The organism is Methylobacterium sp. D54C (assembly GCF_053345595.1).
Map to the genome: position 1 here is coordinate 105208 of NZ_JBKFAK010000009.1, position 24399 is coordinate 129606.

Here is a 24399-nt window from a genome sequence, read left to right on the forward strand (position 1 = left end):
GATGTCCGAGACCACCACCCAGACCGCCGCGGGCGCGTTCGAGGCCGAGCAGAAGCGCTACCTCGAGGGTTTCGCCTCCGGCATCGCCGCCGTCCGCCTGACCGGCGGCCTCGCCGCGGGCGGGGCGGGGGCGGCCGCGCCGCCGGCCGAGCCGACGGGCCCGGACGCGATCCACATCAAGGCGCAGGACCGGACCGTCAAGGACGGCGGCAAGCTCTGCGACCAGGAGAAATGGAAGCGCGCCGAGAACCCGTTCGACGGCCACAACCGCCTCATCCGGGAGGCCGCCTCCGGCAAGCAGCCGAAGCCCGAGGACAATTTCCGCTGGCGCTACCACGGGATGTTCTGGGTGGCGCCGAACCAGGTCTCGTACATGTGCCGGCTGCGGATCCCGAACGGGATCCTGCACCACTGGCAGTTCGCGGGCATCGCCGACCTCGCCGACCAGCACGGCGGCGGCTACGTCCACGTGACCACCCGGGCGAACCTGCAGGTGCGGGAGATCGATCCCGAGCACGCCCAGCCCTTCCTCGACGGGCTCACCGATATCGGTCTCACGGCCCGGGGGGCGGGCGCCGACAACATCCGCAACGTCACCGGCTCCTCGACCGCCGGCATCGACGTCCAGGAGCTTCTGGACACGCGCCCGCTCGCCAAGTCCTGGCACAACTGGATCCTGAACGACCGCTCGCTCTACGGCCTGCCGCGCAAGTTCAACGTCGCCTTCGACGGCAGCGGCGTGATGCCGACGCTCGAGGAGACCAACGACATCGGCTTCCAGGCCGTGGAAGTGCTGGACGGCGCCGCCGTGCCGCCCGGCATCTACATGCGCCTCGTGCTCGGCGGCATCTCGGGCCACCGGGACCTCGCCCGCGATACCGGCATCGTGCTGAAGCCGGAGGACTGCAACGCCGTCGCCGACGCGATCATCCGGGTGTTCATCGAGAACGGCGACCGGACGAACCGCAACAAGAGCCGGATGAAGTACGTCCTCGACGCTTGGGGCTTCGACAAGTACCTCGCGGCCGTCGAGGACAAGCTCGGCCGCAAGCTCGACCGGGTCGCGCCGGAGCAGGTCGCGCCGCGGAAGGCCACCGACCGGTTCGCCCATGTCGGCGTCCACGCCCAGAAGCAGCCCGGCCTCAACTGGATCGGCGTGGTCCTGCCGGTCGGCAAGATGACCAGCGATCAGGTCCGGGCGCTCGCCAAGATCGCCGCCGAGTGCGGCGACGGCCAGATCCGCCTGACCGTCTGGCAGAACTTCATCTTCTCCGGGGTTCCGGACGCGAAGGTCGCCGAGGTTGAGCAGCGGGTGCTCGATCTCGGCCTCACCACCAAGGCGGCGGGCATCCGCTCCGGTCTCGTGGCCTGCACGGGGGCGAAGGGCTGCAAGTTCGCGGCCTCCGACACCAAGGGCCACGCGCTGATCATCGCCGACCACGTCGAGACGGCCCTGCCGAACCTCGACGTGCCGGTGAACGTCCACCTCACCGGCTGCCACCACAGCTGCGCCCAGCACTACATCGGCGATATCGGGCTGATCGGCGCCAAGGTCGTCGTCTCGGAGGAGGGCGACACCGTCGAGGGCTACGACGTGGTGGTCGGCGGCGGCTTCGCCGAGAACCCGAAGATCGGCACGGAGATCTGGAAGGCCGTGAAGGCCGAGGATGCGCCCGCCCGCGTCGAGGCGCTGCTGCGCGCCTACCTCGCCCTCCGCCAGGGCCCCGAGGAGAGCTTCCAGGCCTTCACCAGCCGCACCGGCGCGGAGGCGCTCCGCGACGCCGCCGAGGACCAGCCCGCCCTGAAGGCCGCCGCATGACCCAGCACGTCTCGCCCCCCCTCGTCCTGATCCCCGAGACCGCGCCCTTCAACGAGGACCAGCGCGCGTGGCTCTCGGGCTACTTCGCGGCCCTGCTCGGCCCCGCCGTCGCGGGCGCGACGGCGCTCGCGCCCGGCGAGGGCCCCGCCACGGGCCCCAAACTCGCCGACAACGACGACGCCCCCTGGCACGACCCGTCCGTGCCGATCGCCGACCGGATGGCGATGGCCAAGGACCGGCCCGAACCGCAGAAGCTGATGGCCGCCATGGCCCAGCAGGATTGCGGCCAGTGCGGCTACAACTGCGCCGACTACGCCAACGCCATCTTCCTCAAGAACGAGGCGCGCCTGAACCTTTGCCAGCCCGGCGGCAAAGAGACCCTGCGCATGCTCAAGAAGCTGGACGAGGAGTTCGGCGCCGCAGGCGGCGCCCCCGCGGCGCCGAAGGCGGAGGACGATGCCCCGAAGGCGGCGGCCGATCTCGGCCCGCTCGGCTACTGCCGCGAGAACCCGGTCGAGGCGCTGTTCCTGTCCCGCCGACGCCTCAACGATCCGGGCGGCGAGAAGGAGACGTGGCACATCGAGATCGGGCTCGACGGCACGCCGATCCAGTACGAGGTCGGCGACTCGCTGGGCCTGTTCCCCGCCAACGCCCCGGCACTGGTGGATGCCGTGATCGCGGAACTCGGCGCCCGGCCCGAGCGGGTGATCGGGGAAAGGACCCTGCGCGAGCACCTGCTGATCAACTACGCGCTCGGCGCGGCGCCCGACAATCTGTACCAGCTGCTGTCGCTGCTCACCTCGGGCGCAGCGCGCAAGAAGGCGCAGGCGCTCGCCTCCGGCGAGGATCCGGACGGCGACGCCGCCTATCTCGACGTGCTCGGCGCGCTCCACAAGTTCCCGGGCGCGCGGCCCGACGCCGAGGTCTTCCTGGAGGCCTTGGACGAGCTGCAGCCGCGGCTCTACTCGATCTCGTCCTCGCCCAAGATGGATGTCGGCCGCGTGTCGCTGACTGTCGACGCGGTGCGCTACAACCACCGCTCGCGGCTGCGGCTGGGCGTGGCCTCGACGCACCTCGGTGAGCGCCTTCCGGAGCAGACCAGGGTGAAGGTCTATCTCCAGAAGGCGCACGGCTTCGGCCTGCCGGCCGACCTGTCGAAGGACGTGATCATGTGCGGCCCCGGCACCGGCATCGCGCCGTTCCGGGCCTTCCTGCGCGAGCGCGCCGCCACGCGGGCGCCGGGCCGCAACTGGCTGTTCTACGGCCACCAGCGGCAGGCCTCGGACTTCTTCTACAAGGACGAGCTGAACAGCCTGAAGGACGACAAGGTGCTCACCCGCCTGTCCCTGGCCTGGTCGCGGGACGGGACGGAGAAGACCTACGTCCAGGACCGGATGCGCGAGAACGGCGCCGAGCTGTGGAAGTGGCTGGAGGGCGGCGCGCATTTCTACGTCTGCGGCGACGCCAAGCGCATGGCCAAGGACGTCGAGCGGGCGATCATCGACGTGGCGGCGCAGTTCGGCGGCAAGAGCCCCGAGGACGCGGTGGCCTATCTCGCGGCGCTCAAGAAGGCCGGGCGGTATCAGGCCGACGTGTACTGAACCGCAACTTGCTCTCCTCCCCTGGCGACCCCGGGCTTGCCCGGGATCGCTCGAGCTTGTGGGGAGGAGCCGGAGGTGGGGGTGGCGCAGGATGGGGCTCGGGCGGTGCCTTCTGCACCACCCCCACCCCTAACCCCTCCCCACAGGGGGGAGGGGAACGGCGGCGCGAAGCTTGCTCCCGCTCAGGACGACCTTGCGAGGATTCAGCCATGACCCAGCCAGTGGCGGCGCCGACGGTGCGGACCACCTGCCCCTATTGCGGGGTCGGGTGCGGCGTGCTCGCGACCCCGGACGGGCAGGGCGGCGCCACCATCGCGGGCGATTCCGAGCACCCGGCCAATTTCGGCCGCCTGTGCTCGAAGGGCTCGGCGCTGGGCGAGACCCTGTCGCTCGAGAACCGCCTGCTCCACCCGCAGGTCGACGGCGCCCAGGTCTCGTGGGATGCCGCGCTCGACACGGTCGCGGGCAAGCTCCGCGCGGTGGCGGACGAGCACGGGCCGGACGCGATCGCCTTCTACCTCTCGGGCCAGCTCCTCACCGAGGATTACTACGTCGCCAACAAGCTCGCGAAGGGCTTCATCGGCACGCCGCACGTGGACACCAACTCGCGCCTCTGCATGTCGAGCGCGGTCGCGGCCCACCGCCGGGCCTTCGGCTCCGATACGGTCCCGGGCTGCTACGAGGATCTCGACGAGGCCGACCTGATCGTGCTGGTCGGCTCCAACACCGCGTGGTGCCACCCGGTCCTGTTCCGCCGCATGGCCGACGCCAAGGAGCGCCGCGGCACCAAGTTCGTGGTCATCGACCCGCGCCGGACCCAGACCGCGCAGGAATGCGACCTGTTCCTCGGCATCCGGCCGGGCACCGACACCGCCCTGTTCTCGGGCCTGCTGGTCTACCTGTCGGACAACGGTTTCCGCGACCGCGCCTTCATCGATTCCCACACGGCCGGCCTCGACGGCGCCCTCGACCGCGCCCGCCAGATCGCGCCGGACCTCGCGGCTGTCGCCGGCGTCACCGGCGTGACCGAGGCCGACATCGCGGCCTTCTACGCCCTGTTCGCCGGCACCCGCCGGGTGGTCACGGCCTTCTCGCAGGGGGTGAACCAGTCGGCGCAGGGGACCGACAAGGGCAACAGCATCATCAACTGCCACCTCGTCACCGGCCGGATCGGCGAGACCGGGATGGGGCCGTTCTCGCTGACCGGCCAGCCGAACGCCATGGGCGGGCGCGAGGTCGGGGGGCTCGCCAACATGCTGGCCGCCCACATGCACTTCACCCCCGAGGAGGTGGACCGGGTGCGCCGCTACTGGGGCGCCCCGCGGATCATCACCGGCGAGGGCATGAAGGCGGTGGCCCTGTTCGAGGCGATCGGCCGGGGCAAGATCAAGGCGCTGTGGGTGATGGGCACCAACCCGCTGGTCTCGATGCCGCGGGCCGACGCGATCCGGGACTCGCTCGCCGGCCTCGACCTCTACGTGGTGTCCGAGGCGGTGGCGGATTCCGACACCGCGCGGGGGCGGGCCAGGACCACCGTGCTTCTCCCCGCCCAGGCCTGGGGCGAGAAGGACGGCACGGTCACCAATTCCGAGCGCCGGATCTCGCGCCAGCGCCGCTTCCTCGCGAGCCCCGGCGAGGCCAGGCCGGACTGGGCGGCGCTGGCGGATGTCGGGCGCCGCCTCGGCCACGGCCGGGCCTTCGCGTTCGATTCCGCCGCCGCGATCTTCCGCGAGCATGCCGGGCTCTCGGCCTACGAGAACAACGGCACCCGCGATTTCGACCTCGGCGCGCTCGCGGACATCGGCGACACCGCCTACGAGGCGGCCCTGCCGGTGCAGTGGCCGATCCCGAAGCGATCCGGCTTCCGGGGCGCCCCGCAGGGGAAGGCGAGGCTGTTCGGCGACGGCCGGTTCTACACCTTCGACCGGCGCGCCCGCTTCGTCGCGGTGCAGCCGCCGGCCCTCGCGCTCGCGGCCTCGGCGGCGTTCCCGCTCATGCTCAACACCGGCCGGGTCCGCGACCACTGGCACACGATGACGCGCACCGGGAAGAGCCAGCGGCTCTCCGCGCACCGGGCCGTGCCGTTCGTCGAGGTCCATCCGGACGACGCGGCGGTCCACGGCCTCGCGGAGGGCGACATCGCCCGGCTCACGACCGCGCACGGCGCGGCCGAACTGGAGGTGACGGTCACCGACACGGTGGTGCCGGGCAGCCTGTTCATGCCGATGCACTGGGGCGGCGCCTTCGCGTCGCGGGCCCGGGTCGGCGCGCTGGTGCGGGGCATGACCGACCCGGTCTCGGGTCAGCCCGAGCTCAAGGCGACCCCCGCGGCGGTCGCGTCCGTCGGCTACCGCGCCCGCGGCTTCCTGCTGACGCGCCGACAGGTGGCGCTGCCCGAGGGCTGGTGGTGGGCGCGCGCCGCGATCACCGGCGGCTGGGGCGCGCAGTTCGCCACCGCCGACAGCTCCCGCGCCGTGGCGCTGATGGTGCGCGGGCTGATCCAGAGCGAGGCGCTGCCGGGCGGCGAGCTGGCGGAATATGCCGACCACGCCCGCGATCGCTACCGCTGCGCGGTCTACGACGGCGACCGCCTCGTCGCCTGCCTCGCCTACGCCCCCGCCGCCGAGCGGCCGGACTGGGAGGCCGCCAAGGTCCTGTTCGCCGCCGAGGCGCCCGACGCCGCCGAGCGGCGGGCGCTGCTCTCGGGCCGCGCGGCGACCGCCTCGGCGGGTCCGGTGGTCTGCGCCTGTCACGGCGTCGGCGCGGACATTATCGCCGCGACCATCGCCGGAGGCGCCGGCTCCGTGGAGGCGGTGGGTGCCGCCTGCAAGGCCGGGACGAATTGCGGCTCGTGCATACCGGAGATCCGCAAGATGCTGGCCGGGCAGACCGCATGCGCCGCGTGATTTTCTGATACACTCGCCGGCGAGGATGGATCGGCTTCTCCTGTCAGATCACCTCATCCTGAGGTGCCCGCGTCAGCGGTCCTCGAAGAAGAGCTCCAGGGATCGCGGCCGACTGGAGCCTCCTTCGAGGCCTCCGCTCCGGCACCCGAGGATGAGGGGGCAGTCGGGACCGGCCGGATCAGGACGATTCAGGACAGGCCCGTGACCGAGACCCCCCTGCGCCCAGCCCGCGCCCCCCGCGAGACCAAGGCTGCCGGCCTGGAGCCGCTGGCGGTGCTGCCCGTCTTCGTCCCCCTGCGCGGCAAGCGGGTGGTGCTCGCCGGCTCGTCCGGCGGCGCCCCCTGGAAGGTGAAGGTGCTGGCCGCCGCCGGCGCCCATGTCGACGTCTACGCGCCCGAGCCCGGCGAGGAGCTGCGCGCCGTGCCGGGCGAAATCGTCGACGGGCAGGTGGTCCTGCACGAACGCCCCTGGAGCCCGGACGATCTCTGGGGCGCGGCCTTCTGCATCGGCGCGATGGAAGACGAGGCCGAGTGCGTCGCCTTCGTGGCGGCCGCCCGCGGCGCCGGCGCCATCGTCAACGCGGTGGACCGGCCACACCTCTGCGACGTGAAGTTCGGCGCCATCGTCAACCGCTCGCCGCTCGTGGTCGGCATCTCGACCGAGGGCGCGGCCCCGGTCTTCGGGCAGACCGTGCGCGCCCGGATCGAGGCGATGCTGCCCCGCGGGTTCAGTCGCTGGGTCGCGGCCGCCCGCGACTGGCGCGACGGCGTCACGGCCCGCTTCCACGGATTCGCCGACCGGCGGTTCTTCTGGGAGCGCTTCACCGACCGGGCCTTCGCGGAGCCCGACCGGGCGCCGTCGGACCGGGATCTCGCCGAGCTGCTCGGCGAGACCGAGACCGCCCCGAAGGGCGGCGCCGTGACGCTGGTCGGGGCCGGCCCCGGCGACGCGGAGCTGCTCACGCTCAAGGCGCTGCGGGCGCTGCGCAACGCCGACGTCATCCTCTACGACGACCTCGTCGCCCCCGAGATCCTGGACTACGCCCGCCGCGAGGCCCGCACCATGCTGGTGGGCAAGACCGGCCACGGCCCGTCCTGCCGCCAGGACGACATCAACGCGCTGATGGTGCAGCTCGCCCGCTCCGGCAAGCAGGTGGTGCGGTTGAAATCCGGCGACCCGCTGGTCTTCGGCCGGGCCGGCGAGGAGATCGAGGCCTGCCGGGCCGCCGGCATCCCGGTGACCGTGGTGCCGGGCGTCTCGGCCGCGCAGGGTGCGGCGGCGTCCCTCGGCCTGTCCCTGACCCATCGCGACGCCGCGCGCCGGCTCCAGTTCGTCACCGGCCACGACCGCCGCGGGGCGCTGCCGGACGACCTGAACTGGGGCGCTCTCGCCGATCCGAGCGTCACCACGATCGTCTACATGCCGAAGCGGACCCTGCGGGCCTTGCTGGCGCGCGCCGTGGAGGAGGGGCTGGCGCCCACGACGCCGGCGCTGCTGGTGTTCAACGCCACCCGCCCGAACCAGCAGGCCCTGCGCGGCACGGCCGCCGACCTCGCCGACCGGGTCGAGGCGGCGGGCCTCGACGGTCCGGCGCTGCTGATGGTGGGAGAGGCCTTCTCGGATATGCGCGGCGCGCTCCCGGCCCAGGCGGAGCAGGCCCGCGTGGCGGTCTGAGGCCGATGGCGCGGGCGCGGCGGGGGAGCTGCAGATCAGCGGCTCCGGCGCGTCCGGCTGATCCGGATCAGGTCTCGCCGGCCACGAAGGCGCGCATCAGGTAGTTGGCGATCGCCATGGGCGGCGGCGCCTGGATCCCCTCGGAATGCGTTCCCGCCAGCATGGCCGCGACGTCGGCCCGGCTGAACCAGCGCGCATCCTCCAGCTCGCTGGGATCGGTCACGATAACCTCGTCGAGCGCCTCGGCGGCGCAGCCCATCATCAGCGACGACGGGAACGGCCAGGGCTGCGACGTCCGGTAGGTGACGGCGCCGACGCGGATCTGCGTCTCCTCGAACACCTCGCGGCGCACCGCGTCCTCGATCGTCTCGCCGGGCTCCATGAAGCCCGCGAGGCAGGAATACATGTGCGGGCGGAAATGCGGACCCCGGCCGAGCAGGCAGGTGTCGCCCCGGCGCACCAGCATGATCACCACCGGGTCGACCCGGGGGAAATGGTGGGCGCTGCAACTCGGGCATTCCCGGCGGAAGCCGCCGGCCTTCGAGACGGTGGCGGTGCCGCAATTGGCGCAGAAGCCGTGGCGGGCGTGCCAGTCGAGCATGGACTTGGCCACGGCGAGCAGGCCGAGTTCCTCGGCCTCCACGGCGGAGTCGGTGGCGATCGACCTCAGGTCGAGGGTACGGGTCGGCCCCTCGGAGAAGCGCTCCGCGGCCTCGGCCGGCGCGGCGGCGGCGAAGACGGGCTGCCCGTCCCGGTGCCCGAGGAAGATGCGCGTCCCGCCGGCGAGGTCCGTCGCCTCCGCGACCGCGATCAGCGCGGTCTCCCCGCGCAGCACGATCCGGTCGCCGCAGATCAGCACCAGGCGGGCCTCGGGCGTGTCGAAGGCGGGCACCGCCTCCTCGGGCTGCTCGGCCGAGTGCCGGTCGAGGCGGTTTCGGACGAAGCCGAGGGTGTCGCGGGGATCGGTCATGCGAGGGTCAGGCCGCGGAGAAGAGGGCGCCGGCGCGCTCGAGGAGCTGGGCGCGGGCGTGGAGCGGGTAGGGCTTGCGGGTCTCGAAACCCCAGACCGGCCCCGGCCAGGCGGGATCCGACCGGAAGCGGCCGACCACGTGGACGTGGAGCTGCGACACCACGTTGCCCAGGGCGCCGACATTCACCTTGTCGGGCTTGGACAGGGCCTGCATCACCCCCGTGGCGATGCGGATCTCCTGCCAGAGCGCCGCGGCATCGGCCTCGGAGAGGTCGTTGATCTCGGTGAGGTTCGGGCGGCGCGGCACCAGGACCAGCCACGGGAACCGGGCATCGTCCATCAGCAGCACGCGGCACAGGGCGAGGTCGCCCACTTCGGCGGTGTCGGCCGACAGGCGCGGGTCGAGGGTGAAGGCGGGCTCGGTCATCGCCGACCGGTGTAGCGCAGCTTCCGCGTCGGCGCGCGGGTTTGCTGCGCCGTCGGTGACGCAGCGGCCCGATCGGCTCAGAGACCCGGCACGACGCCCTGGCGGCCCACCGCGATCGTCCCCGCCATCAGCCCACCGTCCTCGTCCGGGCGCGCGAAGATCGTCACGGCGGCGCCCCGCTGGAGCATCGCTTTCTCGCCAGGCGAGAACTGCGTCACCGGCGTGTCGTCGGGGATCGCGAAGGACGACTGGCCGCCGTTATAGGCGAGGGTCAGACGCATCGGCGCGCCCCGCTGCACGTCGGCCACCCAGCCGGCGGTGAGGCGCGCGCCCTGCGCGGTGTCCCAGGGCTGGCTGCCTGCCTCGAACCCGCGCTCGGACGGAGAGTACAGGGTCACGGCGGTCGCCTGCCGCGGCTCGGAATCGGACGCACCGAGGACGCTGACATAGCTCTCCGGCTTGATCGCCCGCAGGCTGGCGCCGTTCACCGCGTAGATGCGGGTCCGCGGGCCCATCCGCACGGCCAGGGTGCTGCCGCTGGTGCGGCGGATCTCCACGCGCTCCGAATCGGCCTGGACCACGGTGCCGCGGAACCGGACGGTCGCCGGCTCAGCGCGGGCGGCGGGGATGGTCGCGATCGCCAGAAGGCCGGAGAGGAAGAGACGTCTCACGGGGCTCTTCACGGGGCTCCTTTCCGAGCGTGTGACAATGGGCGTGCCGTCCGGCTGCGGGACCCGAACGCCGGGGACCGGGCCGGGTTCCCGGCGCCGAAGGACGTGCGGTGCCGCAATCCGTCGGCCGGGCTCGCGGAGCGCTCAATGCGCCATCAGCACCGGCATGTCGGCATGGGCGAGAACGTGGCTGGTGACGCCGCCGAAGATCATCTGGCGCAGGCGGCTCTGGGTGTAGGCGCCCTTGATGAGAAGATCGCAGCCGAACGCCTTCGCCTCCGCCAGAAAGGTCTCGCCGGGCACCCGCCGGCCGGCCGGCAGGGCCCGGTGCGACGCGTCCACGCCCTCGCAGGCCAGGGCCTGGGCGAGATCCTGCGCGGTCGGGCCCGGCACCATGCCGCCCTCGACGCTGAGCACGAGCACCCGCTCGGCCCGCCGCAGGAACGGCATCGCGAAAGCCACCGCCCGGGCGGTCTCGGTCGACCCGTTCCAGGCGATGACCACGGCGTCACCGAGGCTGGCCGGTGCCGTAGGCGGCGCCAGCAGGATCGGGCGGCCGCTCTCGAACAGGGCCGTCTCGAACGTGGTCATGCGCGGGGCGTTGTCGGTCGTGCCGGGGCGCCCGACCACCGTTGCCGAGAACAGCCGCGCGTACTGCCCGAGAAACGCGTCGCCTGTGGGGACGTCCTGTCGCCAGCGGTAGCGCGGTCCGGCATCCGGCACGCGGTCCGGTATGCAGAGCCCGTCGCGGGCGTGCCGCGGGATGCCAGCGCCGTCCATGAAGGCCACGAAGCGGCCGCCCGCCTCCTCGGCCTCGGCACGGTCGGCCTCCTCGTCGCGCAGCCACGTCATGCCGCCGACCATGTCGACCGGCACGTACTCGGCCAGCGCCGGGCGCAGGGACACGCCCTCGATCAGACTGCCGAAGCGCGTGGCCGCCAGCCGGGTCGTCTCGAAGACGGAGGGCAGGGCGTCGTGCATCGCGACGGGTACGAGCAGGGTCTTCATGCTGGCCTCCTCCTCGGGCACGCGAGGCTAATCCGCTCGGCCGCGCGGTGGAACCGGGCCCGGCACGGCGCGCACACGCTTTTGCGGCGCGCCCGGATCGAGCCTGCTCCGGAGGACCCGGGTCAGGGGCCGCTCGACGAGGCGGTGGACCACGAGCGCGGCCGCGGCGCTGGCCGCGAGCATCAGCGCCATGCTGGCCCAGGGATGCAGGGCGGGGGCGAGACCGAGCCGGAGCAGCCCCTCGCGCACGAGGCGCAGCGCGAACGGGTGCACGAGGTAGAGGGCGTAGGACGCGTCGCCGAGCGCGACGAGCCCGCGCACGGGGGACGGCAGCCGCGCGACCGCGGCCGCGTCGCGGGGCGGCCCGAGGGCGGCCGCCACCAGCAGGACGGCCGGCCCGCCGACGAGGAGCGGGCGCAGGAACCCGTCGGCCTCGCCGAGACCCGCGAGCACCCGTGCGGCCAGGATCAGCCCCAGCACGCCCAGCACCGCGAGCCCGACCCGCAGGGCAAGGGCCGGCCGGAACCCCGCGCCCCAGGCGAGGGCGAGACCGGCGCCGGCGGCGAATTCGAGCACGATCGGATCCGACCAGAAGCGCAGCGGCACCGGCAGGCCCGGCACGAGGGCGCCGACCGCCACGAGGACGGCCAGGCTCCCGCACAGCCACGCGACGGCGCCGCGCCGCCCGAAGCCGAGACCCGCGGCGAAGAGTGCGTAGAAGGCCGCCTCGTAGTTCAGGGTCCAGCCGAGGCCGTAGAGCGGCTGGACGGTGCCGTCGGGGCGGGCAGCCGGCCAGAACAGGAAGCTCGCCGCGAGGGCGACCGGGTCGCGCACCAGCGCGGCGGCCTCGCCCAGGAGGTTCGGCCGCGCGAGCGCCAGGACGAGGTAGAGCAGGCTCACCAGCCAGTAGAGGGGCACCACCCGGGCGACCCGGTGGGCGAGGAAGCGGGCGCGGCCGCCCGAGCGGCCCGCGAGCCGGCCGCCGGCATGGACGATGACGAAGCCGGAGATCACGAAGAACAGGTCGACCCCGCCCCACCAGGGCAGCAGCGTCGCGGGATCGAGCGCCGGGCCGGCGCCCCGGTCAGCGAGGAGGCCCGCCTCGTGCCGCGCGTGGTGCCACGCCACCATGAGGGCGGCGGCGGCGCGGAGGACCTGGACGGCGACGACGATCACGGGCTGCCCGCGCGCGTCGCGCTCCGAGCCCTGCCGGGAGGTGCGGCCGGAAGGACCCACTCGCCGAGGCCACCGTCCCGGACGAGCGCGATCGGCATCCTGCGGGATCCACCGAGAGGGTACGCGCGCCGGATTAGATCCGCTCGGGAACCGTATGGTCCGATGCGAAAACGGCAGGAACCATAAGCCGATAGCCTCGTTGACGGACCAATTCGCGAACCCGCCGGCTCCGAGTTGCCTGCGACGTCGTCTGCCGAGGCGTCCGTGCTGCACATGCGGCGTCCTTCCGCGGTTCGCGTGCCCATCTCGAACAGAGGTCCCGATGCTGAAGAACTACGCTGCCGCGTCCGCGCTCGTCCTGGCGCTGTCGACCCCGGCCATGGCCCAGAGCGCCAACGACTTCCGCATGCAGTCGATGCAGGCGAACGCCTTCGAGATCCAGTCCTCGCAGATCGCCCTGTCCAAGTCGCGCAACCCGCGCATCCGCTCCTACGCCCAGGAGGTGCTCCGTGACCACCGCGCCGCCAACGTCGCCCTGGCCGGCGGCCAGATGAACGGCGTCGCCGGCGATCCGGGCCTCGGTGGCTTGGTCACCGCCCCGATCGCGGTGGCGGGCAGCGCCGTGGGCGCCGGCGTCGGCGCGGCGACCGGCGTGGTCGGCGGCACCCTGGCGGGCGGCCCGGTCGGCGGCCTCGAGGGCGCGGGTGCCGGCGCGGCGCGCGGCGCCGCCGCGGGTGGCCAGATCGGCCGCGGCGACGTGATGGCGACCGGCGTCTCGACGATCGTCCCGCCGAACCCGGAGCAGCAGGCGATGCTGGCCCAGCTCTCGGCCGCCCCGGCCGGCGCGCGCTTCGACCGCCTGTACGCCTCGCAGCAGATCCAGGCCCATCAGATGACCATCGCGATGACCCAGGCCTACGCTCAGGGCGGCCCGAACCCGGCCCTGCGCAACTACGCCCAGCAGGCCCTGCCGGCCCTGCAGATGCACCTGCAGCAGGCCGAGCGTCTCCCGGGCGCCATGTAAGCGGCACGGACTTCGGCGGCCCGGCCTCGGCCGGGCCGAACGAGAAGGCGGCGGGCGCGAGCCCGCCGCCTTTCTCATGTCGATGGCTGTTCGAGCCAGGATGATCGCTGGCCGACCGCGGCGAACGACCTTCGCGGACGCGCCGCGCCGGCGCGTCCCAGCATCATCGGATCCGGGACCGGCCGACCGGCCCCGGATCTCAGCGCCCGCGCCGTGCGCTCACTCGCACGCGATGGCGGCGACGGAACGGACCGACTGGCCGGTCGTGTCGATCGGCGGCTTGAACTCGCCAGACTGCGGATCGCGCACCAGCAGGGAGCCGCTGGCCACGCCGAAATGCGCGCCGTGGATCTCGAGGCGGCCGTCGTCGACCCGCTCCTTCACGAACGGGAAGGTCAGCAGGTTCTCCATGCTCTGGACGACCACGGCGTGTTCCAGCTTGGTCAGGTAGTTCGGCGCGGCGGGATCGCCGGCCTTGTCCTCGGCCTGACCCACGAGCGAGACCCACTTGCCGATGAAGTCGCCGGGCGAGAGCGGCTTCGCCTTGTTGGCCCAGGCCTTGATGCCGCCGCAGGTGGCATGCCCGAGGACGACGATGTGCTTCACCTCCAGGGCCTGGACGGCGAATTCTAGGGCCGCCGAGGTGCCGTGATACTGGCCGTCCGGCTGGTAGACCGGCACGAGGTTGGCGACGTTGCGGATCGTGAACAGCTCGCCCGGGCCGGCATTGAAGATCGCGCTGGGCGAGACCCGGCTGTCGCAGCAGCTGATGACCAGGATCTCCGGATTCTGCGTCGAGGCGAGCTGCGCGAAGCGCCGACGCTCGGTCGGGAAGCGGTCGAGGAGGAAGGACCGGTAGCCTTCGGTCAGGTAGACGGGGAACATAAAGTCGTCTCCAGTTAGACAAATCCGCGACAGCGGGAGTGAAATCAAAGTCCTCGCCAAGCAAGAACGCGCGGCTGGGCCGGAATAGTCCCGCCCACGAGATCCGAGGCCAGATCCGCGAGGCCGGCCGGCTCCACGTGCTCACCGCTGGTGCGCAACTCGTCGAGCGGCCACCAGCGCGTCCCGATCAGCGGGTTGTCCTCGGTCTCGGCGAGCCGGCTCGTGTCGACGCGGTCGTCCGGAAGGCGGACGAGGAAGTAGCGCTCCCGGGCGTCCCGTGCCTGACGGAACAGGTGGAACGGGCCGTCGCAGGCCGCGACCTGCGGGCCGATCGCGGCGTCGCCCCGGCCGATCTCCTCCTCGAGTTCCCGCCGGCAGGCGGTGACGTGGTCCTCGCCGGGCTCAAGGCCGCCGCCGGGCATGAACCAGAACCGGAGCGGCGCCCCATCCGGCCCCCTCGCGTGGACCGACGTGTAGGCGATGAGCAGGATCCGGTCCCGCGGATCGAGGACGATCGCGCGGGCGATGTGTCGGACGGGCAGGGGGTTCGCGGCGCTCATGCAGCCAGAGCTAGAGCGCGCGCCGGGGACGGACACCGGCCGCGCGCGCGCCTGCGTGCAAAACAGCATGTTGCGGCCGTCGACGCGCCCGGCGGAGGTGCGGGGCGCCGGTTCAGGACGGCGGGCGGGGCGCCGGTGCCCAGATCACGACGGGGAGCCCGAAGGCGTCGCGCTCGGGCGGATCCGGCAGCGGCACGGCCTGTCCGAGGCTTATGTCGCGGGCCACCACGAGGGCGGCCAGCGCGTCGAGATGGTCGTCCTCCGGAACGCCCTTGACCCGGGACCCGATCAGCGCGTCCGGCAGGCCCGCCGCCGCGAGGAGCGCCCGCCGGAGGTCCAGCCCCTCGCGGGCGCGCCTGCCCTTCTTGGGCAGGCCGAGCGGCCGGCCGCCGTTGAGGGCGTGGAAGGCCACCTCGGGATGCACCTCGTGGACCCGCGCGCGCCCCTCCGGGCGCTCCCGCAGGAGCGTGTCGACCGCGCGGACGTAGCGGAAGATGTTGTAGCCCTGGATCGACGGCGCGAAGGGCGGGTCGCTCGCGGCCCGCGAGGCGGCCTTCGCAGCGGCGTAGTCGGGGGCGTAGACCGCGCTCCGCGGCGGCATCGGGAACACCGAGGCCCGCGCCGGCCCGAGCCGGGCGCGCGCGGCCCGGTCGGCGCCGCGACCGCCGCCGGTTATCCGGTCGGGCAGCCCGATTGGCACGTCGATCCCGACGATGCCGGGCCGCTCCGGCGCGTCGAGGAGCGCGGCGACGTCGGGGAACAGGGCGCAGCGGTGCCGGTCGGGGTCGTCGAGGTCGAGGAGCGCGCCCGCCCAGGCGCCACGGCAGCCGTCCAGTCCCGCGATCCAGCGCGCCATGCCATTCCCCCGCCGCGGTGCGTGCGGCCGCCGTTCCGGCCCGCGTTCTTGCCGGGATGCGCGCGGAAAGCTATCCGCGTCGCCGAGGGCGCCGCCGGCCCGGGAGAAGCGTGATGAGCGAGATCCGTCCCCGTCGCAGCGTGCTGGCGATGCCGGGCTCCAACGCCCGGGCGCTGGAGAAGGCGCGGTCGCTCCCCGCCGACGTGATCCTGATCGACCTCGAGGACGGCACCGCCCCCGCCGCGAAGGCGGCGGCCCGCGCCCAGGTCGCCGCCGCGGTCGCCGCGCGGGGCTTCGGCCCGCGCGAGGTCGTGGTCCGCATCAACCCGCCGGAGACCGAGGACGGCGAGGCCGACCTCGTGGCGCTCGCGCCGGCCGCCCCGGACGCGATCCTGGTGCCGAAGGTCCGGACCTCCGACGCGCTGATCGCCGTGGGCTCCCGCCTGCGCCGCCTCGGCGCGCCCCTGGCGACGCGGGTCTGGGCGATGATCGAGACGCCGATGGCGGTGGTGAACGCCGCTGAGATCGCGGGCGCGGCCCGGGACGTGGACGGCCGGCTCGGCGCCCTGGTGATCGGCCCGAACGACCTGCTGAAGGCCTCCCGGATCCGGCCGCCGGGGCGGGCTGCCCTGCTGCCCTGGCTGATGAACGTCCTGGCCGCCGCCCGGGCCTACGAGATCGAGGCGATCGACGGCGTGTTCACCGACCTCAAGGACGCGACCGGGTTCGAGGCCGAGTGCGCGCAGGGCCGCGACCTCGGCTTCGACGGCAAGATGCTGATCCACCCGAGCCAGATCGGCCCGGCCAACGCCGCCTTCGGGCCGGATGCCGAGGAGATCGCGCAGGCCCGCCGGCTGATGGACGTGTTCGACGCGCCGGAGAACCGCGAGCGCGGGGTCATCGCGGTAGACGGCAAGATGGTCGAGCGCCTCCACGTCGAGGCCGCCCGGCGGACGCTCGCCATGGCCGAGGCGATCGCGCGGATGACCGCGTGAGCGACCTGCCGGAGGTCGGGCTGCGGCTGCTCGACCCGCGCCTGCCGGGCTGGGGCTTCCCGCGCTGGGGTTCGTCGGGCTCGGCCGGCCTCGACCTGCACGCCTGCCTCGACGCGCCCCTGGAGTTGCAGCCTCAGGGGAAGGCGGTCCTGATCCCGGCGGGGGTCAGCGTGCTGATCCGCGATCCCGCCTGGTGCGGGCTGATCTTCCCGCGCTCGGGCCGCGGACACCGGGACGGTCTGGTGCTCGGCAATGGCACCGGCGTGATCGACGCGGATTACGAGGGTCCGCTGCTGGTCTCCGCCTGGAATCGCGACGCATCCGAGCCCGTGCGGATCGAGCCGGGCGAGCGGATCGCGCAGCTCGTCTTCACGCGGATCACGCGGCCGGCGCTGACTGTGCTGGAGGGCGCGCCCGGCCCCGGCTCGGAGCGGGGCGCCGGCGGGTTCGGGTCGAGCGGGCGCTAGCGCGCCCTCCGTCATCACGAGCGGAGCGAAGCGACCCAGGGCAGCGCGACATTGCCAAGCGTGGCGCTGCCTGGATTGCTTCGCTCCGCTCGCAAAGACGGCGCGGCCGACGCCATCAACCAGGACGCGGATGACGACAGGAGCTCGGCGCCGCCCCTCAGTCCAGCGTCTTGCCGAGCCGCCCGGCCAAGTCCTGGATGAACTGGAACGCGGTCCGGCCCGAGCGCGAGCCGCGGGTGGTGGCCCATTCCAGGGATTCGGCGCGCAGCTGGTCCGGCGCCACGGCGAGGCCGTAGCGGTCGGCGTAGGCGCGGATCATCGCCAGGTACTCGTCCTGGCTGCACTTGTGGAAGCCGAGCCAGAGGCCGAACCGGTCCGAGAGCGAGACCTTCTCCTCCACCGCCTCGCCGGGGTTGATGGCGGTCGAGCGCTCGTTCTCCACCATGTCGCGGGCGAGCAGGTGGCGGCGGTTCGATGTGGCGTAGAACAGCACGTTCCCCGGCCGCCCCTCGATGCCGCCGTCGAGCGCCGTCTTGAGCGACTTGTACGAGGTGTCGTCGGCGTCGAAGGAGAGGTCGTCGCAGTAGACGAGCCAGCGGTGCGGGTCCGGCCGCAGCAGGGCCATCAGGTCGGGCAGCGCCTCGATGTCCTCGCGGTGGATCTCGACGAGCTTCATCGGCAGGCTGCCGGCGGGCCGGCGGGCGTTGATCTCGGCGTGGGCCGCCTTGACCAGCGAGGATTTGCCCATGCCGCGGGCGCCCCACAGCAGGGCGTTGTTGGCCGGCAGGCCGCGGGCGAAGCGCTCGGTGTTCTCCACCAGGGTGTCGCGCGCCCGGTCGATGCCGGTGAGCAGCCCCATCTCCACCCGGGCCACCTGCGGCACCGGGGTCAGCCGGCGCTCGGGTCCCCATAGGAACGCGTCGGCGGCGTTCGGGTCGAAGGCCGGCGGGGTGGCGGGCGCGGACCGCTCCAGCGCGGTGGCGATGCGCTCCAGGAGCGGCATCAGGGTGTCGAGGGTCGCAAGGCTCGTCATCGGCTCGGGGGGTTCGCGTGCGGGTCGGTCAGGCGGCCGGTTCTACGGGGAAGATCCGGGGAAATCATCCGTATCCGGATGCATGGCGCGGTCCTCCCGAACGCGAACCGGGATCGAGCGTTGGTATACCCGGCCGGTCGCGCCGAAACGTCCTCCGGGGAGTATCGATGGAAGCGGAACCGACGATCCGGATCACCCAGGTCGCGGATTACGTCTTCACGGTCGATTTCAGCGCGGCCCTGCCGACGCTGCGCACCGACGAGGCGCCCCCGATCGGCGGCGGGACCGGGCCGTTCCCCGAGCAGCTCCTGATCTCCGGCGTCGCGAACTGCCTCTGCGCCAGCCTCGTCTTCGCCCTGGGCAAGTTCCGCCAGGACGCGCACGGCGTCGCGGCCGAGGCGTCCTGCCGGGTGGAGCGCAACGCCGAAGGGCGGCTGCGCGTCACCGGGATCGGCGTCCACATCCAGCTCGGCGCCGCCGCCGCCGACATGCCGCGGATCGACCGGGTGCTGGAGCAGTTCGAGCGGTTCTGCACCGTCTCGGAGAGCGTGAAGGCCGGGATCCCGGTCGCCGTGTCGGTGGCCGACCGCCACGGCACGCGCCTGAAATGACGCGCGTCGGGGAAAGATCGGCCGCCCGGCGCATTGCCGCAGCACCGAACGGCCGCGATGGCCGCAATGCCCGCAATGCCCGGAGTGAGGAGACGCCATGACGGACCAGACGCGAGAGCCCGCCCGCGCCCCCGAGGCGCTCGCCGCCCTGTTCAATCAGCGCGCCAATGCCGGCGACGTCGAGGGCCTCGTCGCCCTCTACGAGCCCGACGCGGTGCTGGCGGCGGGTCGCGTCGTCGCCACGGGCCACGCCGAGATCCGGACCTTCTACGCCGAACTGCTGGCGCGCAAATCCGACTTCCCGGCGCCGGAAACGCCACCGCCGCTGCGCAACGGCGCGCTGGCCATGACCTTCGCGCGGCTGCCCAACGGCGCGTTCTCGGTGGAGGTTGCCCGCGAACAGGCGGACGGCACGTGGCTCTGGGCAATCGACCAGCTGAAGCTCGCGCCGCCGAAGGGCTGACGGCCGGCTCGGACGCTCCCGCGCGCTTGTCCCACCGGACGCGATGCGGCAAAGCGGGACCCGCGCGCTCGACGCCGCGCAGAAGACCCGAGCCGACTCGATGCACGACATCCGCGCCATCCGGGAGAACCCGGACGCCTTCGACCGCGACCTCCAGCGCCGGGGCCTCGCGCCGCTCTCGGCCGAGCTGATCGCCCTCGACGAGGCGCGGAAATCGTCGGTCTCGGCCGCGCAGGCCAACCAGGAGCGGCGCAACGCGCTGGCCAAGGAGATCGGCGGCGCCAAGAAGGCCAAGGACGAGGAGCGCGCCGCCGCCCTGATGGCCGAGGTCGCGGCCCTGAAGGGCGCCGAGCCGCAGCTGAAGGCGGCGCAGGACGCGGCCGACAGGACCCTGGCAGACCGCCTCGCCGCGATCCCGAACCGGCCGAGCCCCGACGTCCCCGAGGGCGCGGACGAGCACGGCAACGTCCTCTACCGCAGCCACGCCGCGACCCGCGAGCGGCTGACCGAGGGCAAAGAGCATTTCGAGCTCGGCGAGGCCGCGGGCCTGATGGATTTCGAGGCGGCGGCCAAGCTGTCCGGCTCGCGCTTCGTGGTGCTGAAGGGCCAGCTCGCGCGGCTGGAGCGGGCGCTCGGTCAGTTCATGCTCGACCTGCACACGCAGGAGCACGGCTACCTGGAGGTGGCGCCGCCGGTGCTGGTGCGCGACGCCGCCATGTTCGGCACCGCGCAGCTGCCGAAGTTCGAGGACGACCAGTTCTCGGTCTTCAAGGGCCTCGATTACGTCAGGTCGCTGCAGGGGCAGGCGGGCGCGGATGCCGCGCCGGTCAGCGACGAGCATTTCTGGCTCGTGCCCACCGCCGAGGTGCCGCTGACGAACCTCGTGCGCGAGGCGATCCTGCGCGAGGAGGAGCTGCCCCTGCGCTTCACCGCGCTGACGCCCTGCTTCCGGGCCGAGGCCGGGGCGGCGGGGCGCGACACCCGCGGCATGCTGCGCCAGCACCAGTTCAGCAAGGTCGAGCTGGTCTCGATCACGACGCCGGAGGAATCCGCCAACGAGCACGAGCGGATGCTGACCAGCGCCGAGGCGGTCCTGAAGAAGCTGGATCTGCCCTACCGGGTGATGACGCTCTGCACCGGCGACATGGGCTTCGCCAGCCAGAAGACCTACGACATCGAGGTCTGGGTGCCGGGCCAGCGCACCCACCGCGAGATCTCGTCCTGCTCGGTCTGCGGCGACTTCCAGGCGCGGCGGATGAACGCCCGCTACCGGGGCAAGGACGGCAAGCCGGCCTATGTCCACACCCTCAACGGCTCGGGCGTCGCGGTCGGCCGCGCGCTCATCGCCGTGATGGAGAACTACCAGAACCCGGACGGGAGCATCACGCTCCCGTCGGTGCTCCACCCCTACATGGGCGGGCTCAACCGGATCGAGGGCACCCGCTGATGCGCATCCTGGTCACCAACGACGACGGCATCCACGCGCCGGGGCTCGCAACCCTGGAGGAGATCGCCCGGGAGCTCTCGGACGACGTCTGGGTCGTGGCGCCGGAGAGCGACCAGTCCGGCGTGTCGCACTCGCTCTCGCTCAACGACCCGCTGCGGCTGCGGCAGGTCTCGGAGCAGCGCTTCGCCGTGAAGGGCACGCCGTCGGACTGCGTGATCCTGGGCGTGCGCCACATCCTGGGCGATCACGGGCCTGACCTCGTCCTGTCGGGAGTCAACCGCGGCCAGAACGTCGCCGAGGACGTGACCTATTCGGGCACGATCGCGGCCGCCATGGAGGGGACGATCCTCGGCATCCGCTCCATCGCCATGAGCCAGGCCTACGGTGCGGGCGGGCGCGGCGCGCTCAAGTGGGACTGCGCCCGGACGCACGGCGCGAAGGTCGTCCGGAAGATCCTGGAGACCGGGATCGAGCCCGGCATCCTGATCAATGTGAACTTCCCGGACTGCGAACCGGCCGAGGTGCAGGGCGTCGCGGTGGCGGCGCAAGGCTTCCGCAACCAGGCGCTGCTGTCGATCGACGCGCGTGTCGACGGGCGCGGCAACCCGTATTTCTGGCTGGCCTTCGCCAAGGCCCGGTTCGAGCCGGGCCACGGCTCGGATCTCAAGGCCATCGCCGAGAAGCGGATCTCGGTGACGCCCCTGCGCCTCGACCTCACCGACGAGCCGACGCTGACGCGCTTCGCGCAGGCCTTCGCCGAGTGATCGAAAGGACGTCGATCGATCTGGGAAGCCTGGAGGAGGCTGCCGGCAACGCGGCCTTCGTGATGGCGCTCCGGGGTCGCGGCCTGCGGGACACCGCGGTGCTGCGGGCCATGGAGCAGGTCCCGCGAGACACCTTCGCGCCGCCGCCGCATCGGGAGCACGCGCGGCGCGACATCGCGCTGCCGCTGTCCTGCGGCGCCTCGATGACGGCGCCGTCGACGGTGGCGCTGATGCTGGCGCAGCTGCGGCTGGAGCCCGGCCAGCGCGTCCTGGAGATCGGCACCGGCTCGGGCTACGTGACCGCGCTGCTCGCCCAGCTGGGCGCCGGGGCGGTGCTCAGCCTGGAGCGCTACACATCGCTGGCCGGGGCGGCGACGCGGCGGCTCGCGGCCCTGTCCGAGGTGCACGTCGTCCGGGCGGACGGGCTGGCCCCGGACCTGCCGGACGGCGGCTTCGACCGGATCCTCGTCCACGGCAGCGTTCCCGCGATCCCATCGCACTGGCGCGCGGCCCTGGAACCGGGCGGACGGCTGGTGACGGGCCTGCGCGGCGACGGCGGCTGCCGGGTGGCGGTGCTGGCGACGCCGGAGGCCGTGCCGGAACTCGGCGCGCCGGTGCGCCTGGCAGCCCTGGTGCCGGGACTGGCGCAGGTGCTCTGACAGACCTCCGTCATCGCGCGCGGCGACGCGGGGCCGCGCGCCCTCCGCAGGCGTGGCGCCGCTGGATCGCCTCGCGGCGCTGGCGAAGGCACCGGAGTGGCGGCTAGCCCACCCGCCGCGCCGCCCACCACAGCCGCCACAGCCGGCGCCAGCGCGGCAGCTCGACGGGCGTGTTGAGCGGGTCGTAGGAGGCCCGCTCCATGGCGGCGAGGTAGGGCTCCACCAGGGCCGTGGGCAGGAAGGCGGCGCCCGCCGAGGGCGCGATGGTCGGGCGGGCCGCCTCGAAGGCCTTCAGGTGCTGCCGGGCGAGGGCGCGAAGGTCGGCGCAGGCCCGGCGCAGGCCCGGACCGCCGCGGCCCGTGACGATATCCTCGCGGGTGACGCCGTAGCGGCCGAGGATGTCGGCCGGCAGGTAGACTTGCCCCGCGCGGGCGTGCCAGGGCAGAGCGCGCAGGAGCCCGGTGATGCCGTACGCCACGCCGGCATGGCCGGCCGCGCCCGCGCCGCCCGGTTCGGTGCCGTTGCCGATCACGAGGCTCGCCAGCCGGAACAGCGCCGAGGCGGTCTCGCCGCAATAGCCCTCCAGGTCGTTCACCCGGGGCATCGGATCCTCGTAGAGGTCGAAGACGCGGGCGTCGATCAGGTCGACGAAGGGCTGGCGCCCGAGGCGGTTCACCCGGATCGCCTCCTCCAGGGCCGCCGCCACCGGGTTGGCGCGCACGTCGCCGCGCGCCTCGCCCTGCAGGGCGTCGCGCCACCATTGCAGGCGGATCTCGCCGGCCATCGGGTTCGAGACGGCCTCGCGCACCCGCGCGATGGTCAACGAGAAGGCGTAGAGGGCGAAGAGGTGCGGGCGGGCGGCGGCCGGGGCGAACAGGGTCGCGTAGTAGCGGTCCGGGTCGCCGGCCCGCACGAGGCCCTCGCAGTGGGACTGCGCGAAGGCGAGCCCTGTCTCGGCGGTCTGGCCGTCGACCTCCGGCATCAGGCCACCGCGATCAGCGCGGCGGCGACCTTGCGGTTCTCGGCCACCAGGATGTTGTAGGTCCGGGCGGCGGCGCCGGTCTGCATCACGTCGAGGCCTACGCCGAGATCCTTCAGCCAGCCCCGGAGCGCGGGATCGATCGCCGCGATGTCGAGGCCGGTCCCGACGAGCAGCAGCTCGATGCCGCCGGCCTCGGCCTGGACCGGGCGCAGGGCCGTGCGGTCGATGGCCCGCGGCTCCGTCACGTCCCAGGCGCGGACCCCGGAGGGCAGCAGCAGGATCGAGCCGCGATGCGACATCCCGGCGAAGCGGAAGCCGCCGTTGCCGTAGGTGTCGATGATGTGCCGCCCCGGCACGAAGCCGGAGTCGAAATTCTTCGGACTTGGCTGATCGGCCATCTGGGAAAAGGGACTACTCCGCCGGTTGCGGGACGCCGGACCGCTCCGAGGCCGCGCGGGCGCCCGAGAGCATCAGGCCCAGATAGATCAACACCGGCGTCGAGACGAAGATCGCCGAGTAGGTGCAGATCAGGACGCCGCAGAGCATCACCACGGCGAAGCCCTTGATCGCCTCGCCGCCGAACAGCACCAGCGCCAGCAGCGACAGCGCCGACGAGATCGACGTCATCACCGTGCGCGACATGGTCGAGTTGATGGACAGGTTGAGCAGGTCGACGGTCGGAATGGTCTTGTACCGGCGCATGAGCTCGCGGGTCCGGTCGAACACCACCACGGTCTCGTTCAGCGAGTAACCGACGATCGTCAGGATCGCGGCGATCGAGGTCATGTTGAACTCGATGCGGCTGATGATGAAGACGCCGACGGTCAGCACGATGTCGTGGAGGGTGCCCACGATGGCGCCGAGCGCCAGCTCCCGCTCGAACCGGAACCAGAGGTAGAGCAGCACCGCCACGACGGAGAGCACGACGCCGAGCGTGCCGGACTGGACGAGCTCGCCGGAGACGCGCGGACCGACGGTCTCGGTGCGGCGGAAATCGTAATCCTTGTCGAAGGCGGCGTGCGCCTTGTTCATCACCGCGGTCTGGCCCTGCTCGCCGGGCTGGAGCGGCAGGCGGACCAGCACGGTGCCCTGGTTGCCGAGTTCCTGCACCTCCGGCTCGCCGAAGCCGAAGCCCGCGGCCGTGTGCCGGATCGACGCCACGTCCGCGGTGCCGGATTTCGCCTGCAGCTCCACCAGGGTGCCGCCCTTGAAGTCGATGCCGAAATTCAGCCCGATCGTCAGGAACAGCGCCACGGTCGCGAGCGACAGCACCGCCGAGAGCGGGAAGGTGAAGCGCCGGAATCGCATGAAGTCGAAATGCGATTCATCGGGCCAGAGGCGGAGCAGGCGCATGGTCGGTACTCTATTCGCGGACATCGCGATGGAGGACGGTCGAGGCGC

24 protein-coding genes are annotated in these 24399 nt (G+C 72.8%); 12 read left to right on the top strand and 12 right to left on the bottom strand.

From position 1 onward, the window contains the following. Position 1: 1 nt before the first annotated feature. From ACLBYB_RS18855 to cysG, 4 genes are all read left to right on the top strand, one after another. A complete protein-coding gene (locus ACLBYB_RS18855; protein ID WP_091681146.1) occupies positions 2–1819 on the top strand; it encodes a NirA family protein in 1818 nt (605 codons plus the stop codon). Further along, entirely contained in the window at positions 1816–3420 is a 1605-nt protein-coding gene (locus ACLBYB_RS18860) for a sulfite reductase subunit alpha (RefSeq protein ID WP_056533955.1), read from the top strand. Before ACLBYB_RS18855 ends, ACLBYB_RS18860 begins: the two co-directional genes overlap by 4 nt. Before the next feature lie 209 nt (positions 3421–3629). Further along, entirely contained in the window at positions 3630–6326 is a 2697-nt protein-coding gene (locus ACLBYB_RS18865) for a nitrate reductase (protein ID WP_447699662.1), read from the top strand. Positions 6327–6527: 201 nt separating this feature from the next. Beyond that, complete coding sequence (cysG, locus tag ACLBYB_RS18870) at positions 6528–8000, top strand: siroheme synthase CysG (RefSeq protein ID WP_447699663.1); 1473 nt, start codon at positions 6528–6530, stop codon at positions 7998–8000. A 67-nt stretch (positions 8001–8067) separates the two neighbouring features. Here the strand turns inward: cysG and nudC are convergent, their stop codons facing one another. The 5 genes from nudC to ACLBYB_RS18895 form a co-directional block, all read right to left on the bottom strand. Then, entirely contained in the window at positions 8068–8970 is a 903-nt protein-coding gene (nudC, locus tag ACLBYB_RS18875; RefSeq protein WP_447699664.1) for an NAD(+) diphosphatase, read from the bottom strand. Positions 8971–8977: 7 nt separating this feature from the next. Next, a complete protein-coding gene (locus tag ACLBYB_RS18880) occupies positions 8978–9397 on the bottom strand; it encodes an HIT domain-containing protein (protein ID WP_447699665.1) in 420 nt (139 codons plus the stop codon). A gap of 77 nt (positions 9398–9474) precedes the next feature. Beyond that, entirely contained in the window at positions 9475–10068 is a 594-nt protein-coding gene (locus ACLBYB_RS18885) for a hypothetical protein (RefSeq protein WP_447699666.1), read from the bottom strand. Between the two features lie 144 nt (positions 10069–10212). Further along, positions 10213–11076 carry a universal stress protein gene (locus ACLBYB_RS18890; protein WP_020094190.1) on the bottom strand — a complete coding sequence of 288 codons (864 nt, stop codon included), beginning with the start codon at positions 11074–11076 and terminating at the stop codon, positions 10213–10215. 27 nt (positions 11077–11103) lie between these two features. Further along, positions 11104–12252, bottom strand: coding sequence for an acyltransferase family protein (locus tag ACLBYB_RS18895; protein ID WP_447699699.1), 1149 nt, complete (start codon positions 12250–12252; stop codon positions 11104–11106). Between the two features lie 322 nt (positions 12253–12574). Here ACLBYB_RS18895 and ACLBYB_RS18900 point away from each other — a divergent pair, with 322 nt between their 5' ends. Beyond that, on the top strand, positions 12575–13276 hold the full coding sequence (locus ACLBYB_RS18900; RefSeq protein WP_447699667.1) for a DUF4142 domain-containing protein: 702 nt from the start codon (positions 12575–12577) through the stop codon (positions 13274–13276). Positions 13277–13495: 219 nt separating this feature from the next. Here the strand turns inward: ACLBYB_RS18900 and ACLBYB_RS18905 are convergent, their stop codons facing one another. The 3 genes from ACLBYB_RS18905 to ACLBYB_RS18915 all read right to left on the bottom strand — a co-directional run bounded on the left by ACLBYB_RS18905 (position 13496) and on the right by ACLBYB_RS18915 (position 15577). Then, positions 13496–14161 carry a carbonic anhydrase gene (locus tag ACLBYB_RS18905; RefSeq protein ID WP_020094193.1) on the bottom strand — a complete coding sequence of 222 codons (666 nt, stop codon included), beginning with the start codon at positions 14159–14161 and terminating at the stop codon, positions 13496–13498. 44 nt (positions 14162–14205) lie between these two features. Further along, a complete protein-coding gene (locus ACLBYB_RS18910; protein ID WP_447699668.1) occupies positions 14206–14721 on the bottom strand; it encodes an NUDIX hydrolase in 516 nt (171 codons plus the stop codon). 112 nt (positions 14722–14833) lie between these two features. Next, positions 14834–15577: a DUF429 domain-containing protein gene (locus ACLBYB_RS18915; protein WP_447699669.1), complete on the bottom strand. Its 744-nt coding sequence runs from the start codon at positions 15575–15577 to the stop codon at positions 14834–14836. A gap of 113 nt (positions 15578–15690) precedes the next feature. On the opposite strand from ACLBYB_RS18915, the gene ACLBYB_RS18920 reads away from it, so the two are divergent. After that, a complete protein-coding gene (locus tag ACLBYB_RS18920) occupies positions 15691–16572 on the top strand; it encodes an HpcH/HpaI aldolase/citrate lyase family protein (protein ID WP_447699670.1) in 882 nt (293 codons plus the stop codon). Next, the gene (gene dut / locus ACLBYB_RS18925; RefSeq protein ID WP_447699671.1) at positions 16569–17039 is read left to right on the top strand and encodes a dUTP diphosphatase; all 471 of its coding nucleotides are present in this window, start codon (positions 16569–16571) and stop codon (positions 17037–17039) included. Before ACLBYB_RS18920 ends, dut begins: the two co-directional genes overlap by 4 nt. 157 nt (positions 17040–17196) lie before the next feature. Here dut and ACLBYB_RS18930 read toward each other — a convergent pair whose 3' ends face one another. Then, the gene (locus ACLBYB_RS18930) at positions 17197–18072 is read right to left on the bottom strand and encodes an ATP-binding protein (protein ID WP_447699672.1); all 876 of its coding nucleotides are present in this window, start codon (positions 18070–18072) and stop codon (positions 17197–17199) included. A 167-nt stretch (positions 18073–18239) separates the two neighbouring features. Between ACLBYB_RS18930 and ACLBYB_RS18935 the strand changes: the two genes are divergently transcribed. From ACLBYB_RS18935 to ACLBYB_RS18955, 5 genes are all read left to right on the top strand, one after another. Beyond that, positions 18240–18683, top strand: a complete 444-nt coding sequence (locus ACLBYB_RS18935) for an OsmC family protein (protein WP_447699673.1) — start codon at positions 18240–18242, stop codon at positions 18681–18683. A 97-nt stretch (positions 18684–18780) separates the two neighbouring features. Then, positions 18781–19146 carry a YybH family protein gene (locus ACLBYB_RS18940; RefSeq protein ID WP_447699674.1) on the top strand — a complete coding sequence of 122 codons (366 nt, stop codon included), beginning with the start codon at positions 18781–18783 and terminating at the stop codon, positions 19144–19146. A gap of 100 nt (positions 19147–19246) precedes the next feature. Continuing rightward, a complete protein-coding gene (serS, locus tag ACLBYB_RS18945; RefSeq protein ID WP_447699675.1) occupies positions 19247–20593 on the top strand; it encodes a serine--tRNA ligase in 1347 nt (448 codons plus the stop codon). Next, on the top strand, positions 20593–21357 hold the full coding sequence (gene surE, locus ACLBYB_RS18950) for a 5'/3'-nucleotidase SurE (protein WP_447699676.1): 765 nt from the start codon (positions 20593–20595) through the stop codon (positions 21355–21357). Before serS ends, surE begins: the two co-directional genes overlap by 1 nt. 62 nt (positions 21358–21419) lie before the next feature. Next, positions 21420–22016 (top strand): protein-L-isoaspartate O-methyltransferase family protein, encoded by a 597-nt coding sequence (locus ACLBYB_RS18955; RefSeq protein ID WP_447699700.1) that lies wholly within the window; start codon positions 21420–21422, stop codon positions 22014–22016. A gap of 103 nt (positions 22017–22119) precedes the next feature. Here ACLBYB_RS18955 and ACLBYB_RS18960 read toward each other — a convergent pair whose 3' ends face one another. From ACLBYB_RS18960 to secF, 3 genes are read right to left on the bottom strand one after another with little or no spacing between them, the layout of a single operon-like run. Continuing rightward, positions 22120–22998: a phytoene/squalene synthase family protein gene (locus tag ACLBYB_RS18960; protein WP_331298895.1), complete on the bottom strand. Its 879-nt coding sequence runs from the start codon at positions 22996–22998 to the stop codon at positions 22120–22122. After that, the gene (locus ACLBYB_RS18965; RefSeq protein ID WP_056533929.1) at positions 22998–23396 is read right to left on the bottom strand and encodes an Mth938-like domain-containing protein; all 399 of its coding nucleotides are present in this window, start codon (positions 23394–23396) and stop codon (positions 22998–23000) included. Before ACLBYB_RS18965 ends, ACLBYB_RS18960 begins: the two co-directional genes overlap by 1 nt. Positions 23397–23409: 13 nt before the next feature. Beyond that, positions 23410–24351: a protein translocase subunit SecF gene (gene secF, locus ACLBYB_RS18970; protein ID WP_012319245.1), complete on the bottom strand. Its 942-nt coding sequence runs from the start codon at positions 24349–24351 to the stop codon at positions 23410–23412. Between the last annotated feature and the right edge of the window lie 48 nt (positions 24352–24399).